We start from the raw sequence: 17,076 nt of genomic DNA on the forward strand, positions 1-17,076 counted from the left end.
AAAGTGAGCATTGATTCAGCTGAAAAGCCGCATTTACAATTGATGCATACACTCTCTTAAACTTGGCAAATGACGGCGGCTCACCGATAAACGCTCATCCAGCTCACGCAAGCGCACCTGATATTGGCCTGCTGCGACCAGTTCTAAACCTTCAAGATAGTCTAAAGACACCAGTGCATTACGATGAATACGGATAAAACGGTCGGCAAACTCCAGTTCCAGATCTTTCAGTGTTTCATCAATCAGTACGCTGCCATTTTTATGGCGAACCGTGACATATTTTTGATCCGCTAAAAAATAATAGACATTTTCCAAGGGAATCAGCTCTACCCCGCGATAAGTCTTCGCAGCAATCTGTTGGCGTTGGGTTTTGGTATCGTACATGTCATCTTGTTGTTGTAAGCCAGTCATTTGTGCTTGTGTAAGTTGGGTTAAATGATTAAACACCTGCTGTAGATCTTGTTGTGCAACAGGTTTAAGTAAATAGCCTTGTGCTTGAAATTTAAATGCTTCCAATGCATGTTGATCGTATGCTGTACAGAAAATAATGGCCGGACGAGGATTAAGCTGGCTGAGCTGTTCGGCACACTCCAGACCATTCATCCCGGGCATTTGAATATCCAGTAAAACGACATCAGGTGAGTCATTTTCAATATGATTTAACACATCCTGTCCATGATGCGCTGTCGCAATGACTTCATGTCCCATTTGAGTGACCAAACGTGACAAACGCTCTACAGCAAGAGGCTCATCATCAGCAATCAGAACTCTCATCCTATTCTCCTTGTCAGCGTTAACTTCATATCCATCATTTTTATGGTTAACTCGACTTATTATTTTACTTGATCGTGGTAATTCACCACCGTCGTATACAACGACGTTCCCCCGTAAATCTGAAACTTGACCGATTGCCCATAATAAGCTTTCAGGCGCTGCTTCACATTTTCAATCGCAATACCATTTCCTTTTCTCGATTTTATTGTATCGTGAGAATAAGGGTTAGTAATGACTATAGTGACTTGATTTTGCAATATTTCAACCAATACGCTGATGGTCGAAGCTTGCAAAACTTTTTCTACCCCATGAAAAATACTATTCTCCAGCAAAGGTTGCAACGTTAATAACGGAATCGTTGTCCGTTTTAATTCAACAGCTGTGGCCTGTATGTTCCATTCTACATTCAAACGCTCGCCCAAACGCATCTTTTCAATACTTAAATAGTGCTGACATAAGTCAATTTCCTCCGCCAGACTCACCAGCTTCAGTTCCTGAAAACTGGCCCTGAATAAGCGGGATAAATTAATCAGCATATTCTCGGCCTTGTCAGGATCAATCGCAATCAGGCTCACCACACTATTCAGACTGTTAAATAAAAAATGTGGATGAATTCGTGCCTGCATGGCCTGAATACGGGCATTCAATTCACTATATTGCTGATTCATCCATTGTTCGCGCATATAGAGATAGCGCATACAGAACGCGCCCAGTAACACCCCATAACCGAGGTGCAGGCTGGTCCCATGCAATAGAATCTCTTCCGAGAATGGCCCCGAACGTGTGGCCCAATATTGCAGGATATTTACAACACAGGTAGTCAACAGCACAATCAGTTGTAAGAGAATAAAGCCCAATACCAGAGCGACTTTCTGGCTAAATTTGGCAAAAAAAACCTGAAAATAATCCACCAGTGCCGAAAAAGATAAAATTACCCAGTTAATAAAAAACATATATTGCAGGACACGAATGCCCTCTAAAGCCTGCCATGACCGAGCCTCAGCCAGCGCCAGCACCATGGCCAGCACATTACTGGCAACAATTAATTCCAATAAGTGTTGCCATTGCCCGATTTTCGTAAAAAAATAGGAGCCTGATGGATTTCCCCCCTGACGAGTTTGCGATAACTTCTTACGTCGAGTTTCGGCAACTGCGTTTGGATTTGCTATACTCTTTTTTATTTTACTGAGCCGCCATGACCACATCTTCTCAATCCTCTTCTTCAGCCAGCCCGAATCAAACCTCTGGAATGTGGGGCGGTCGCTTCTCTGAAGCAACTGATGCTTTTGTTGCAGAATTTACCGCATCTGTGCAATTTGACCAACGTTTTTATAAACAAGATATCGCCGGTTCAATTGCGCATGCCACCATGCTTGCGAAAGTAGGTGTGCTGACTGAAGCTGAACGTGACGACATTATTCAAGGTTTAAACACCATTAAAGCTGAAATTGAAGCGGGTAACTTTGAATGGCGTATTGATTTAGAAGATGTGCACATGAATATTGAGTCTCGTTTGACTCAACGTATCGGCATTACCGGTAAAAAACTCCATACAGGCCGTAGCCGTAATGATCAGGTTGCAACTGACATCCGTCTCTATTTACGTGATGAAATCGATGATATCTTGGGCTTGTTACTTCGTTTGCAAAAAGGCCTGCTCAGCCTGGCAAGCAAAAACACCAATACGATTATGCCGGGCTTTACCCATCTGCAAACCGCACAGCCAGTGACCTTTGGTCATCATTTACTGGCCTGGTTTGAAATGTTGGTGCGTGATACCGAACGTCTGCAAGACTGTCGTAAACGCGTCAACCGCATGCCTCTCGGTTCTGCGGCATTGGCAGGGACCACCTACCCGATTGACCGTGCTTATACGGCTGAACTCTTAGGTTTCGAAGCAGTTTCAGAAAACTCTTTAGATGCGGTTTCTGATCGTGACTTTGCCATTGAATTTAATGCGGCGGCATCATTAATCATGATGCACTTGTCACGTATGTCAGAAGAACTGATTTTATGGACTTCAGCACAATTCAAGTTTGTGAATATTCCTGACCGCTTCTGCACAGGCTCTTCCATCATGCCGCAGAAGAAGAATCCAGATGTGCCTGAACTGGTACGTGGTAAATCAGGTCGTGTCTTTGGTGACTTGATCAGCCTGTTGACCCTGATGAAAGGTCAACCATTGGCATATAACAAAGACAACCAAGAAGATAAAGAACCACTATTTGATGCGATTGATACCGTGCGCGGTTCACTCATGGCTTTCGCAGACATGGTTCCAGCGCTTGTTCCAAATATCGAAATTATGCGCGAAGCAGCACTTCGTGGCTTCTCTACCGCAACCGATCTTGCTGACTACCTAGTGAAAAAAGGCGTAGCATTCCGTGATGCCCATGAAATTGTCGGTAAAGCGGTGGCTTTAGGTGTCGCAGAAGAAAAAGATTTATCAGAATTGACGCTGCAACAGTTACAACAATTCTCTGATTTGATCACCGCAGATGTATTTGATAAGGCATTGACTTTAGAAGCTTCTGTGAATGCCCGTGACCATATTGGTGGAACTTCGCCGAAACAGGTTGAAGCTGCGATTGCGCGTGCGCACACTCGCCTAGAACAGTTATATTAATCTCCCTATATCCCTCTTTTACAAAGAGGGACTTTCACTGGATGCCATAATGACTAGACAAGTATTTTGCCGCAAATATAAACAAGAGCTTGAAGGCTTGGACTTCGCACCGTTTCCGGGTGCAAAAGGTCAGGAATTGTTTGAAACCGTTTCAAAGCAGGCATGGCAGGAATGGTTAAAACACCAGACCACGCTGATTAATGAAAAACGTCTGAATGTGTTTGAACCGGATGCGAAGAAGTTTCTGGAAGAACAACGTGAGAAGTTCTTCAACAATGATGAAAGTGTAGAAAAAGCAGAGGGTTGGACTGAGCAAAAGTAAGTCATTTTGCCTGATTCTGCGATAAAAAGAGAGCTGTTTTTAGCTCTCTTTTTACGTGACATCTACATAAGTAATAAAGCCTTACAGAGTATACACAGTTGTCTACATGACACCTCAGACGCCTGCGCTTATAGTTGTATTCAGAAAGACAAAGAGATACGTTGATATCTCACGTAACGCATGATATTTCTCTCCCAGACTTTTCCCCCGAAGTCTGGGATTTTTTTATCTATATATCCTGAAAATGAAAAACCGCCCATGATTGGACGGCTTAAAGTTATTGTATTTTTACATTTATTTCTGATGGACTTTCTGCTCGATTTCTTCAATGCTGGTATGACGCACATCCATACCTTTCGCCATATAAATCACTTGTTCCGAAATATTACGTGCATGATCGCCAATACGCTCTAATGAACGCAATACCCACATCACGTTAATAACACGTGAAATATGACGCGGATCTTCAATCATATAAGTCATTAAAGTACGTGTCGCGGACTGATATTCACGGTCAATGTCGACATCGGCCATCACCACTTTCAAGGCCTGCTCCACATCTAAACGGGCAAATGCATCCAGCGCGTCATGAATCATGACACGTACCTGATTACCAATATGCCGTGTTTCCATATAACCACGTGGTGACTCACCTTCTTCACACAAGTTTTGTGCAATACGGGCAATCTTTGCTGCTTCATCACCAATACGTTCTAAATCGGTATTGGCCTTGCTCATGGCAATCACCATACGCAAGTCGATCGCTGCAGGATGACGGCGAGCAAGAATCAGGGTTAAACCTTCATCAATATCACGCTCAAACTGATTCACCGCATTGTCTTTGAATTGCACATCAATGGCTAAATTCGCATCTGTATCTAATAAAGCATGAATTGAGTTGGCAACTTGTTGCTCCACCAATCCACCCATGGTCATAAACTTGGTATGCACATCTTGCAAGTCTTCATTAAATTGTGAAGAAATATGATGACTTAACACAGGATTGCTTGGACTCACAGTATGCCTCCACTAGACACATGGAAAAAATGATTGGTGATTAGAACATAGAAATGATGAAAGTTTTATGACAATAGCATGGATTTAGGCATTGTAAATTGGTGTGAATTGATACAACAAAAATTTTTAAATCTGTTAGGCTAGGGGTCTGTTAGCACTTTATAGCTGAATTGCGTTGTAGGCAAAAATTTCATCAGACGAGGCATGAAATGCAGGTAATGGCCACACCCTTACCAAGTTTCATAACGATGTATGAGGGAATTTTCGCCACAACCCTGCGGGACAGGGAGCTTTTTTGACGTTACTGTGTTATGTCTTGTTTATTTAGAATAACTAAGTTTCACAAGTCATGCCTTGTACCGCCAAAAAAAGATCCACTGTCGCAATCATATATAAAATGATAACAGACCCCAATTTCGCTTGACGGAGCGCAGTTAACAAACTGCTGAGATTGTCTTAATCACAGAATTTAAAGACAAGTACCGTTGAACCTGATCAGGTTAACACCTGCGTAGGAATCAAGCCCAGCAAAAACTTAGCCTTTATTTATCATAGAGATAAATCCGCCATTGTTTTTGGTCGTGCTTGATTCGTTAATGCCATACATAAGGATCATGCCATGAACCAGTTAACGAATCTTTCCCCTGCTGATATTTCTGCTCAACATGAGCAAGACGCTAAAGATTTAACCCGTATTCTGCCTGCTTCAAGAAAGGTGTATGTCCAAGGGTCTCGCCCAGACATCCAGGTGCCTTTCCGTGAAATCAGCCTAACCGAAACACCGACAGGTTTAGGCGGTGAACACAACCCACCTGTGATGGTCTATGACACCTCTGGCGTGTATACCGACCCCAATGTACAAATCGATTTAAATAAAGGTTTGCCACTGGTTCGCCAAGCGTGGATTGATGAACGTCAGGATACCGACATCCTTTCAGGCCTGAGCTCAGAGTTTGGGCAGGCCCGTCTCAAAGACATCCGTACTGCCGATATCCGCTTTGCCCATATTCAAAACCCACGTCGTGCCCAAGCAGGGAAAAATGTCACGCAAATGCATTATGCCAAACAGGGAATCATTACCCCTGAAATGGAATATATTGCGATTCGTGAAAATCAGCGCCAGCGTGAAGGCGTCGATATGCGTCAGCATGCCGGACAAAACTTTGGTGCGCAAAATTTAAAAGAGATTACGCCTGAGTTTGTACGTCAGGAAGTCGCAGCGGGGCGCGCGATTATCCCGGCCAATATCAATCATCCTGAATGTGAACCGATGATTATCGGACGTAACTTCTTGGTGAAAATCAATGCCAATATTGGCAACTCCGCGCTCGGCTCATCGATTGATGAAGAAGTGGCGAAAATGACGTGGGCTACCCGTTGGGGTGCCGACACCATCATGGACTTATCGACTGGTAAGAATATCCATGAAACCCGTGAGTGGATTATCCGTAATTCACCAGTACCTATCGGTACGGTACCGATCTATCAAGCCCTGGAAAAAGTCGATGGTGTGGCTGAGGATTTAACCTGGGAAATCTTTAAAGACACCCTGATTGAACAAGCCGAACAAGGGGTAGACTATTTCACCATTCATGCAGGTGTATTGTTACGTTATGTCCCGATGACAGCAAATCGCCTCACTGGGATCGTGTCTCGTGGGGGATCCATCATGGCGCAATGGTGCCTGGCGCATCATGAAGAAAATTTCTTATATACACATTTCGATGAAATTTGCGAAATCATGAAAGCCTATGACGTGTCATTCAGCTTAGGTGATGGTCTGCGCCCGGGTTGCGTACAGGATGCCAATGATGAAGCACAATTTAGCGAGCTGAAAACCCTGGGTGAACTAACCCATCGCGCGTGGGAGCATGATGTACAGGTGATAATTGAAGGTCCGGGACATGTGCCAATGCACATGATCAAGGAAAATATGGACCTCCAGCTTGAGGTCTGTAAAGAAGCGCCATTCTATACGCTTGGACCACTCACCACCGATATCGCACCGGGCTATGATCATATTACCTCTGCAATTGGTGCAGCGATGATTGGCTGGTATGGAACGGCAATGCTGTGCTATGTGACGCCAAAAGAACACTTGGGCTTACCGAACAAGAAAGATGTTAAAGATGGCATCATCACCTATAAGATTGCCGCTCATGCGGCAGATCTGGCCAAAGGCCATCCAGGCGCTCAGGTTCGTGATAATGCCTTATCAAAAGCGCGTTTTGAGTTCCGTTGGGATGATCAGTTCAATTTAAGCCTGGACCCGGATACCGCACGCAGTATGCATGATGAAACACTGCCAAAAGAAGCGCATAAATCAGCGCACTTCTGCTCGATGTGCGGTCCAAAATTCTGTTCCATGAAAATCACCCAAAATGTGCGAGATTATGCGCAAAATCAACACAATGCCAAGCAGTCAAATGATGCTGAAACAGAAGTTGAAGCAGGTCTCAATGCCATGAAAACCGCTTATCAGGAACATGGTCAAAAATTGTACCACAAAGTGTAAATCGACTAAAAAAAGATTTTCCTGCGAATCATTCTCGGTTAGGATGAGATATGTACAATCTCATCCTGATTGAAGATGACTATTCTTGACCACGCCAGCTATTCAGCCACCGACGTTACGATAGAATCTCGACAAACATTGTTTCGAGGGTTCATTCAAGTTGAGAAAGTGAGCTTAAAACACCGGTTATTTCACCGGAAAGATTTCTCGCCTCTCATTCAACGTGAACTGGTTCATCGTCCTGAAGCCGCTGGCGTTTTGCTCTATAGCGATCAGCAACAACGCTTTGCACTGATTGAACAGTTTCGTGTCGGGGCCGTCAATGATCCGGTTTCAGCTTGGCAACTTGAAATTATTGCTGGTGTGCTGGATGGAGACGAATCTCCAGAAAGTTGTATCCGCCGTGAAAGCCTGGAAGAGTCTGGGTGCGAGATCACTGAATTAAAACATTTATTTAGCTTCTACCCTTCTGCTGGGGCCTGCTCTGAATTTTTTCATTTATATGTGGCAGAGGTTCAGCTTCCAGAACATGGGGGCGTTTTTGGGATGCCAGATGAAGGTGAAAATATTCAACTGCATCTGTTTGATTATTCCCAGCTAGAAGCATTATTTCAAAACGGGCGGTTGAGAAATGCACCTGTGATCATGGCATTACAGTGGCTGGCTCAGCATATACAACAAAGATAAGAAATCTGAAGGGGCTAACGACGGTGACTTTCCAGGTCTCATCATTATCACAGCAAGATTTTGTGATGATACAGATTACCGATACACATTTATTAGAGTATCCCCACCTCGAATTTGTCGGCATGCAACCCGAGCAAAGTTTTCATGCGGTCATCGACTTGATGCGCCAGCAGCATCCGCATATCGATCTGATCATCCATACCGGTGATCTGGCCCAGTCGCCGACACCTTTAACCTATAAACGCTATGTACAACACATGCAAAGCTTGGGGATTCCTTTTTTTCATACTCCCGGTAATCATGATGATGTCACGCATTTCCCCTTTCATGAGCAAGATCCAACCCAACCGACCGTGGTCGAGTTAGGCCAATGGAGCGTGATCTTATTGAATAGCGCCCAACCTGAGCGTATTGATGGCAAAATTAGCGATATCCAGTTACAGCACTTAACCCGATTATTGACTCAATTACATGATCGTCATGTGATTATTGCCTGTCACCACCACCCTTTTGCCATGCAGTCCGCCTGGATCGATCAGCATAAGTTAAAAAACTCATCTGATCTGCTCGATACCATCAAGCCGTTTTCCAATGTCAAGGCGATTATCTGCGGGCATGTGCATCAGGATTCAGTCAATACCTGGCAAGGCGTTGAGTTCTTGTCCACCCCATCGACCTGTATTCAGTTCAGACCCAAAAGCGAAAAATTCGCGCTGGATGAGGAACACCCAGGCTACCGTTTAATCCGCCTGAAAGCCAATGGAGAACTGGAAACACAAGTCTATCGGCTACCCACTTCGCAGCGCATGAGTAGTTCTGAAGTTTTGGGATATGATTAGGTAATGGGCCAAGGGAATCGCTTTTGTCTGCATTTCATACCTTGTTTATGGCGTTTTAGCCGATAACACCATGCATGGTTGAAATAGCAGCAGTTCCTAAAACTTTTGATTACAAATTACATTGACGAATTCACACAAAATCTGGACGGGAATGACTACCATCTTGTCCAAAAACTCTATATGATGTCGACCCTTGATGGAAAAAACCATCGTAGGTTTCTATAAAAACACTTGCATATCACCATATTTTTTGCGTATAGATAGTACGTGTAAGATGAGGAATGCCCTATATGGCGAATGACAACCAAAATCAAGTCTTGGACGAACAGACCGAAGTGATCGACGATCAGAAAGCGGTGAAGCGCGTACGTAAAACCAAACCGAAAGCTTCAGAAGGTGGTACAACCGCGAGCTTATTTGGTATTGCGCCGTATCAGCCGAAGAAAAATGAAGAATACATGTCTGAAGGACAACTTGTGCATTTCCGCCAAATTTTAAATGCATGGAAAGCTGAGTTAATGTCTGAAGTTGATCGTACCTTGAATACCATGCAAGACGAATCAAGTGCTCTTCCTGATGTCAATGACCGGGCAACGCAAGAAGAAGAATTTGCGATTGAACTACGTACACGTGACCGTGAACGCAAACTCATTCGTAAAATTGAACAGTCGATTGAAGCGATTCAAAACGAAGACTATGGCTTCTGCGAAACCTGTGGTATCGAAATTGGCTTACGTCGTCTAGAAGCTCGCCCAACTGCGACTTTATGTATCGATTGCAAAACTTTGGCTGAAATCAAAGAAAAGCAAAACAACGGTTAAACCATGCTTGAACATACTGCGGAACAGCAAGCTGCTGTTTCGCCAGAATGCTTCCAACAGCAACCAGATTGCTGTCGCTACGTGGGTCGGTTTGCGCCATCGCCAACCGGCCCATTGCATTTTGGCTCGCTGCTCACTGCAGTGGCCAGTTATTGTGATGCCAAAGCCAATCATGGCAAATGGCTAGTCCGTATTGAAGATACTGACATTCCCCGCATTTATCCCCATAGCGAAACACACATCCTCTCCTGTATCGATGCCTTCCAGTTTGAACCGGATGCCGAGATTATTTTCCAGAAAGACCGTTTAGATCTTTATGAGCAGGTGCTTGAACAACTCAAGCAATCACAAGCCATTTACGCTTGCCAATGCACACGCAAAATGCTGGGCTCCAATCATATCTATGCAGGTACCTGTCGCAATCTGAATCTGGATTTTGCCCATCAGGCGATTCGTTTAAAAGTCGCGGATCAACTGATTTGCTTTCAGGACCGCTTACAAGGCCAGCAATGTTCTAACTTGCAAAATGAGTTAGGCGATTTTGTCTTGAAGCGTCGTGATGGCATTATCAGCTATCAACTGGCGGTGGTGGTCGATGATGATCGACAAGGCATTACCCATGTGGTTCGCGGTGCAGACTTACTCGATAATACTGCCCGACAAATCTGGCTAGGATCGTTATTAAATTATCCCACCCTAAATTATATGCACCTGCCGCTGGCGATGAATGATCAAGGGCAAAAACTGTCTAAACAGAATCTGGCCCAAGCCCTCGATATCAGCAAGGCACCCGAACTTCTGCAACAGGCAATTTTAGCTTTGGGGCAAGCTTCGGTTGAACTTGATCAGCCACGTATCATGCTACAACAGGCAGTACAACAATGGGATGTTGAGTTGATCCCCAAAGGCATTCATTTAAGTGGCACTTATTTATAAGTCATAAAAAAAGCCCTGTGTCATGACAGGGCTTTTTATTGGTTTGAATATGCTAAAAATTCGACTCTTCTTTCACAGGGTTCAGCTCTTGCGTTGATGCATCAATTTTCAGAATTAAGCTAATCATTGCCGCACACATCATCAACGAGGTACCACCGTAACTAATGAAAGGTAAGGTCAGACCTTTGGTTGGCATGAGACCCATGTTCATCCCGGCATTGACCAGAATCTGCATCAGGAAGATGATACTGATGCCATAAGCCAGATAGCCCGCACGCAGATAATTGTGCTGCAAGGCACGATGACCGATACGGATACAGCACGCCAGCATGGTAAATGACAGGATCATCACCACAGACACACCAAAGAAACCGAATTCTTCGCCTAATACTGCCAACATAAAGTCGGTATGCGCTTCAGGTAAATAAGACAGCTTCTGCACACTATGCCCCAAGCCGGTACCAAACCACTCACCACGACCAAAGGCCATCAAGGCATTCGAGAGCTGATAACCAACACCCAATGGATCTGCCCAAGGGTTGGTAAAGGAAATCAGGCGCTGGAAGCGGAATGGCTCGAAGATAATCAGCGCACTGACACCCGCAAAGATCGCACCCAACATGATCAGGAACTGAGTCGCTGGTGCACCTGCCAAGAAGAACACGCCAACCATCATCAAGACAATTACGACGGTTGCACCCAAGTCAGGCTCAGCGACGATAAAGCCTACTGTTAAAGCCATTACACCACTTAAACGCAATAGCCCTTTCCAATGCGTTCGCACTTCCTTGGCACGGCGTACCACATAATCCGCGGTGAAAATCGCCATGACAATCTTGGCAATCTCGGTTGGCTGCAAGGTAAAGCCGCCAATCTTGATCCAGCGATGCGCACCGTTCACTTCTGAACCCACCACCAGTACCGCCAAGAGCAGAACGATGGTAATGAGCCACAAAGGAAAGGCATTCTGAAACCACAGATTCAAAGAAACCCGATAGGTTAAAAATGCCACCACCGCAGCGACCACAATCGAAATGCCGTGACGAATGAGAAAGTAAAAAGGACTCTCATGGATATATTCCGCATAGGGCATCGACGCCGATGCGACCATGATCGAACCGAAACATAGCAACGAAATCACACAAAAGATCAAGATATTGCGTGCTGTCATTTCTGCAGGTAGCTTAGGTAAACGATTAAGCAATTGCGAAATCTTCTGTACCGTATTTTGGGCCAAGTCAGCCATAGTTCTGTTCCTAGGTCTTATTTTTCATTCAAGGCATGCACACATGCCACGAATTGATGTCCGCGATCATTATAGCTTTTAAACATATCAAAGCTGGCACAAGCCGGTGAAAGTAATACTACATCTTCTGCCTGAGTCGCTTTTTGTGCCATTGCCACTGCCTCTTTCAGACTGGCAGCATGCTGAATCACGGTTGTACCTTGAATTGCCTGTTCTATCACTGCTGCATCTTCACCAATCAGAATCGCAGTCTTGACGTATTTTTGAATGGCATCGCGTAACGGCTTGAAGTCCTGGCCTTTACCTTGACCACCCAAAATCAATGCCAGTTTGCCATTTTTTACTTCAATGGCTGCACCCAGACCATCAATCGCAGCAAGGGTCGCACCGACATTGGTGCCTTTCGAATCACTGTAATAACGTACACCATCAATGCTTTGAACGTACTCACAACGATGTTCCAGACCTTTAAAATGCTTTAAGCTTTCTAACATCGAAGCCATCGGTAAACCGATCGCCTCTCCCAGCGCCAAACAGGCCAACGCATTGGCAACGTTATGCATGCCTTGAATGTACATCTCAGAGGTTTTCAGCAAACGTTCTCTGCCACGGGCCAGCCACATGCTGCCATCAGCATCACGTAACACCCCATATTGATTCAAATCAGGTGCATTCAGACCAAAGCTCTGCATCGGGGTCACATCAGGCACCAAAGGACGACTCAGATTATCATCACGGTTATACACCACTTTTTTCACGCCTTGGAAAATGCGATGTTTAGCCTTGTGATAACCCAGCATATCGCCATGACGGTCGAGATGGTCTTCGCTCATATTCAACACCACAGCCACTTCTGCATTCAGGTGTGATGTGGTTTCAAGCTGGAAGCTCGATAGCTCCAAGATGATTAATTCAGGTTGATCTTTAAGTAAATCCAATGCAGGGCGGCCCAGATTTCCACCGACAGCAACTTTCTTGCCTGCATCTGCTGCCATCAATCCGATTAAGGTGGTGACAGTACTTTTCGCATTTGATCCTGTAATCGCAACAATCGGCACATCTGTAGCACGGCGTAATAACTGAATATCCCCCACCACTGCAATGCCTTTTTCCATTGCTTGCTGAATTTCTGGAAGTTGCGGTGCCAGCCCCGGACTCAGAATAATTTCTTCTGCTTGTAATAAAAGATCCGTATCCAGTTGACCAAAGCTGGTTCGCACACCTGCTGGAATCTGGTCATGTCCTGGCGGGGTTGCGCGTGAGTCTGTGACTGCAACCTGGTAGCCCTGTTCGTGTAAAAAATTAACCGCGGATACACCGGAAATTCCCAAGCCAGCTACAACTTTTAATCCACCGCGCTGTATTAACATTTTTGCCCCATTTTTCGCAGATCACAGAATGGCAAAAATGTTAGCACTTTACTGTTTTAAATGCTTTTTCAGTTTTGGTTTTATTCAATCTTTTTTGTGTCAGTGCGTAAAAGCTTAAGCAGGTATAAAAAAGCCAATCCCCAATAAAGCCAAGATTACGGCCCCTAGCCAATCTACAGATTTAAATGCATAAGCTTTGATTTTAAGATCAATGAATTCTGGTCTTAGCCATAGGTAAATCAAGATTAAACATGAAATAAGCCAGGAGAGAGTTTCTTTATAAATATTCAGACCTTTAAACAAAGCAAAAAGATAAAGGCAGGTCATCACGAGGATAAAGATCAATAAAATCAATTTATGTTTAGAGCTTAATGCTTGGTTTTTATTAATCTGAGTCTGATTCATTTTTCTTGTTTCCAAAAAAAATGCCCATCTTAAGATGGGCATTTTGAGTTTTATCAACGCCATTTCACAGTTTGCACGGATTCTGTTTTTTTGCTTTCAGCCTCATCGGTTGAACAACCACAGCTTCCACCACAACCCGCCACCATTTTAGGTTTTAACCATGCGGCCAAACGCTGCCAACCCAAACGCTGGCATTGATTGGATAGGGCTAAAAATACTGAACCCGCTGTTTGAGGGAATACCTTCTTAAAGACTACAACAGCACTCCACAGCACCAATACAGCAACAATCAAGTACTCAAACATAAGCTACTCCTTTTACCCCCAAATGCGTGATGCAATCTGGTAAGTGAAGAAAGACATTAAATAGGCCAGACCAAACAGGTAGGCCGTCATTATCGATACATGTTTCCATGAACCTGTTTCACGGCGTACTGTTGCCAAGGTCGCCAAACAATGGGGGGCATAAATAAACCACACCAATAACGACAAGCCTGTGGCCAATGACCAGCCCGTACCGTCCGCACTAATCAGATGCGACAGCCCCTGCGCAATAGCTTCATCATCCGCGCCCGATAAGGCATATACCGTGCCTAAAGCCGCAACCACGACTTCACGTGCTGCCATGGCCGGGATCAAGGCAATCACGATCTGCCAGTTAAAGCCAACAGGTGCAAAAATCGGCTGCAGCAAGTGCCCTAACATCCCTGCAAAACTATAATCAATATCGGGTAAAGTCGCCCCTTCTGGCGCTTGCGGGAAAGTACATAAGAACCAAAGTAAAATCGACAAGGCAAAGATAATGCCACCAACACGTTTTAAGAAGATCTTACCGCGATCCAGCAAGCCAATCCCAACACTTCTCATATCCGGAATACGGTAGCTTGGCAGTTCCAGTAACAATGCATGCTGTGATTTATCTTTCTGCAAAAATTTCATCACGATTGCCACACAGAGCGCACTGACAATACCCGACATGTACAGGCCAAATAACACCAGACCTTGCAGGTTGAAAATGCCCCATACCGTTTGACTTGGAATAAAGGCAGCAATCAATAAGGCATAGACCGGTAAACGTGCCGAACAGGTCATTAGTGGTGCAACCATGATCGTGGTAAAGCGATCACGTGGATCACTGATACTACGGGTGGCCATGATGCCAGGCACCGCACAGGCAAAGCTTGACAGCAATGGAATAAAGGCACGACCACTTAGGCCTGCTTTAAACATCAATTTATCCAGCAAGAAGGCGGCACGCGGTAAATAACCCGATTCTTCCAACACTAAAATAAAGAAGAATAGAATCAAGATTTGTGGCAAGAACACCACCACACTACCCGCACCCGCGATAATCCCGTCAACCACCAAACTATGTAGCAAAGGCTGAGAGATATGCTCGCCTAATGCTTCACCGAACCAGGCAAAGAATTCTTCAATACCATCCATAAACGGCGCCGCCCAGGCAAACACGGCCTGAAAGACAATAAACATCATGATTGCAAGGCTAAGTAAGCCGAGAACCGGATGTAAGAAAATTTTGTCGAGGAAATCGGTACGCTTGTCTTCCTGATCAACAAAGTTCACCACATCTTTGAAAATCATATCGATTTTCTGATGGTGAGTCCCGGTCAAGCCACTTAATTCAGTCTGTGGAACAGAATATTTTTCTTGATCTAAGGCATGTAACAGGTTTTCGATACCAGCGTTACGCACCGCCACGGTTTCAACAACTGGTACACCTAAACGCTGTGAAAGTTTCTGGGTATTGATCTGGATACCACGACGGCGTGCTTCATCCATCATGTTCAATACAACCAGAATCGGACGGCCCAGCTCAATCACTTCCAGCACGAGACCCAGATGCAGCTTCAAGTTTGTGGCATCGACCACGCACAGGAAGGCATCTTGCTGGCCTTCTTCAGCGATTTTGCCCTGACAGACGTCACGGGTAATTTCTTCATCTGGACTGGTGGCTTGTAAACTATAAGTCCCAGGTAAATCCAGCACACGCACGGACTTTCCAGAAGGAAGCTGAAAATGTCCAACTTTACGTTCAACCGTCACGCCCGCATAGTTGGCAACTTTTTGGCGCGTTCCAGTTAAATGGTTAAATAAAGATGTCTTACCGCAGTTTGGATTTCCCACAAGGGCAACACGTAACGCATCACTCATGCAGGTGCTCCTTCAAGTTGAATTTCAATTTTATCAGCTTCCGCCTTTCGTAACGCAAAACGCGTAAAACCGAGCTGGATTAGAATCGGATCACCACCAAAAATACCTTTGGTAATCACTTGCACTTGTGTACCAGGCACAAAGCCTAAACTTTCTAAACGAACCGCAACTAAATCTGGCTGTTGTGTCTCATCGACCAAGCGATCCACTTTCGTGATCACCGCTATCTGCTTGACTTTTAATGCTGACAATCGCACCGCTCTAACCCTTTACGCTCTTTATTATAGTATACAAGCAAATGAGAATAATTACCAAAAACAATCTCAATGGCATTTACCCTTTTGACAGTTCGACAACAATTCATTTTTCTTTTACAGTGCAGACAAGAAGGTTCAGCCAGTCCATTATGTTAAATAAAAAACCACGTATTCCAGCCGCCGTTAATATTCCGGAACATCTCGGATTTTTACAGGGTTTTCGTGATTATTTAGTCGCTCAAACGGTGAGTCCGCATACCCGTAATGCGTATTTATCGGACCTGATCCAATGTAGTGAATTGCATCGAACTGCCACCCTACCCGAATGGTCGAGTGACGATATTGCAGATGTGCTGATTGCGCTGACCAAGGCTGGAAAAAGTCCCCGTTCAATTGCCCGCTGCCTTTCTGCCTTAAGACAATTTTATAAATTTTTACGCGAACAAAAACTCAGGGACGACAATCCCGTTGCCACACATCATTCTCCTAAAATTGGCCGGGCTTTGCCCAAAGATTTGTCTGAACAAGATGTTGAAGCATTGATCAATGCACCTGATACCAGCACTGCACTAGGCCTACGCGACCGTGCCATGTTCGAAGTACTGTATGCCTGTGGATTGCGCGTATCAGAATTACTCAACCTGAAACTTGAACTGATCAATTTAAAACAGGGCTACTTACGGATTACTGGTAAAGGCAATAAAGAGCGTCTGGTGCCTTTGGGGCAATTTGCCTGTGACTGGATTGAAAAATATTTGCTGGAATCACGCCCGCAACTGTATAAAAGCAGCACGGATTATTTATTTCTGACCCAGCACGGCGGCATCATGAGTCGTCAGAATTTCTGGTACGCGATTAAACGTTATGCCTTGCAGGCCAATATTCAGGCCGAGTTATCACCGCATACCTTACGCCATGCCTTCGCCACCCATTTACTCAATCATGGCGCAGACCTGCGCGTGGTACAGATGTTATTGGGGCATAGCGATCTTTCCACCACGCAAATTTATACCCATGTCGCCCAACATCGTATGCAAGAGTTACATGGCAAATACCACCCACGCGGTTAAAACCACCGTCTGTCCTGAAT

General features: G+C 44.8%; 17 protein-coding genes and 1 riboswitch. Of the genes, 8 read left to right on the top strand and 9 right to left on the bottom strand.

The annotated features are described in order from the left end of the window. Positions 1-33: 33 nt before the first annotated feature. Positions 34-774 carry a LytR/AlgR family response regulator transcription factor gene (locus JO943_RS17330; protein WP_004773988.1) on the bottom strand — a complete coding sequence of 247 codons (741 nt, stop codon included), beginning with the start codon at positions 772-774 and terminating at the stop codon, positions 34-36. Between the two features lie 59 nt (positions 775-833). Then, positions 834-1,979 carry a sensor histidine kinase gene (locus JO943_RS17335; protein WP_202741399.1) on the bottom strand — a complete coding sequence of 382 codons (1,146 nt, stop codon included), beginning with the start codon at positions 1,977-1,979 and terminating at the stop codon, positions 834-836. On the opposite strand from JO943_RS17335, the gene argH reads away from it, so the two are divergent. Both argH and JO943_RS17345 read left to right on the top strand, forming a co-directional pair. Further along, positions 1,970-3,400 carry an argininosuccinate lyase gene (argH, locus tag JO943_RS17340; RefSeq protein ID WP_202741400.1) on the top strand — a complete coding sequence of 477 codons (1,431 nt, stop codon included), beginning with the start codon at positions 1,970-1,972 and terminating at the stop codon, positions 3,398-3,400. The genes JO943_RS17335 and argH overlap by 10 nt on opposite strands. Before the next feature lie 49 nt (positions 3,401-3,449). Beyond that, positions 3,450-3,722, top strand: coding sequence for an oxidative damage protection protein (locus tag JO943_RS17345; RefSeq protein ID WP_005226361.1), 273 nt, complete (start codon positions 3,450-3,452; stop codon positions 3,720-3,722). 294 nt (positions 3,723-4,016) lie between these two features. Here the strand turns inward: JO943_RS17345 and phoU are convergent, their stop codons facing one another. Further along, positions 4,017-4,739, bottom strand: a complete 723-nt coding sequence (phoU, locus tag JO943_RS17350; RefSeq protein ID WP_004773981.1) for a phosphate signaling complex protein PhoU — start codon at positions 4,737-4,739, stop codon at positions 4,017-4,019. A 414-nt stretch (positions 4,740-5,153) separates the two neighbouring features. After that, positions 5,154-5,274: riboswitch (TPP riboswitch) on the top strand. Between the two features lie 84 nt (positions 5,275-5,358). On the opposite strand from phoU, the gene thiC reads away from it, so the two are divergent. From thiC to gluQRS, 5 genes are all read left to right on the top strand, one after another. After that, a complete protein-coding gene (gene thiC, locus JO943_RS17355; protein ID WP_199950296.1) occupies positions 5,359-7,254 on the top strand; it encodes a phosphomethylpyrimidine synthase ThiC in 1,896 nt (631 codons plus the stop codon). A 75-nt stretch (positions 7,255-7,329) separates the two neighbouring features. After that, positions 7,330-7,941 (top strand): NUDIX domain-containing protein, encoded by a 612-nt coding sequence (locus tag JO943_RS17360; RefSeq protein ID WP_005281016.1) that lies wholly within the window; start codon positions 7,330-7,332, stop codon positions 7,939-7,941. Between the two features lie 23 nt (positions 7,942-7,964). Further along, positions 7,965-8,780, top strand: a complete 816-nt coding sequence (gene cpdA, locus JO943_RS17365) for a 3',5'-cyclic-AMP phosphodiesterase (RefSeq protein WP_005226353.1) — start codon at positions 7,965-7,967, stop codon at positions 8,778-8,780. A 290-nt stretch (positions 8,781-9,070) separates the two neighbouring features. Continuing rightward, the gene (dksA, locus tag JO943_RS17370) at positions 9,071-9,601 is read left to right on the top strand and encodes an RNA polymerase-binding protein DksA (RefSeq protein WP_005226351.1); all 531 of its coding nucleotides are present in this window, start codon (positions 9,071-9,073) and stop codon (positions 9,599-9,601) included. A 3-nt stretch (positions 9,602-9,604) separates the two neighbouring features. Further along, on the top strand, positions 9,605-10,537 hold the full coding sequence (gene gluQRS, locus JO943_RS17375) for a tRNA glutamyl-Q(34) synthetase GluQRS (RefSeq protein ID WP_202741401.1): 933 nt from the start codon (positions 9,605-9,607) through the stop codon (positions 10,535-10,537). Between the two features lie 52 nt (positions 10,538-10,589). On the opposite strand, the gene ftsW is transcribed toward gluQRS, so the two are convergent. From ftsW to JO943_RS17405, 6 genes are all read right to left on the bottom strand, one after another. Beyond that, entirely contained in the window at positions 10,590-11,783 is a 1,194-nt protein-coding gene (ftsW, locus tag JO943_RS17380; RefSeq protein WP_005226348.1) for a putative lipid II flippase FtsW, read from the bottom strand. Positions 11,784-11,800: 17 nt separating this feature from the next. Then, positions 11,801-13,153, bottom strand: a complete 1,353-nt coding sequence (murD, locus tag JO943_RS17385) for a UDP-N-acetylmuramoyl-L-alanine--D-glutamate ligase (RefSeq protein WP_202741402.1) — start codon at positions 13,151-13,153, stop codon at positions 11,801-11,803. A gap of 114 nt (positions 13,154-13,267) precedes the next feature. Beyond that, positions 13,268-13,558: a hypothetical protein gene (locus JO943_RS17390; protein ID WP_202741403.1), complete on the bottom strand. Its 291-nt coding sequence runs from the start codon at positions 13,556-13,558 to the stop codon at positions 13,268-13,270. Positions 13,559-13,611: 53 nt separating this feature from the next. Next, entirely contained in the window at positions 13,612-13,863 is a 252-nt protein-coding gene (locus JO943_RS17395; protein ID WP_202741404.1) for a DUF6587 family protein, read from the bottom strand. Between the two features lie 12 nt (positions 13,864-13,875). Continuing rightward, positions 13,876-15,729 (bottom strand): ferrous iron transporter B, encoded by a 1,854-nt coding sequence (gene feoB, locus JO943_RS17400; RefSeq protein WP_202741405.1) that lies wholly within the window; start codon positions 15,727-15,729, stop codon positions 13,876-13,878. Next, positions 15,726-15,986, bottom strand: a complete 261-nt coding sequence (locus JO943_RS17405) for a FeoA family protein (RefSeq protein WP_005226344.1) — start codon at positions 15,984-15,986, stop codon at positions 15,726-15,728. The genes feoB and JO943_RS17405 overlap by 4 nt, the downstream gene beginning before the upstream one ends. Before the next feature lie 149 nt (positions 15,987-16,135). Between JO943_RS17405 and xerD the strand changes: the two genes are divergently transcribed. Beyond that, on the top strand, positions 16,136-17,056 hold the full coding sequence (xerD, locus tag JO943_RS17410) for a site-specific tyrosine recombinase XerD (RefSeq protein ID WP_005281030.1): 921 nt from the start codon (positions 16,136-16,138) through the stop codon (positions 17,054-17,056). Positions 17,057-17,076: the final 20 nt, after the last annotated feature.

This window comes from Acinetobacter sp. 'aerobic (ED)' (assembly GCF_904886855.1).
GTDB classification, from domain to species: Bacteria; Pseudomonadota; Gammaproteobacteria; order Pseudomonadales; family Moraxellaceae; genus Acinetobacter; species Acinetobacter courvalinii.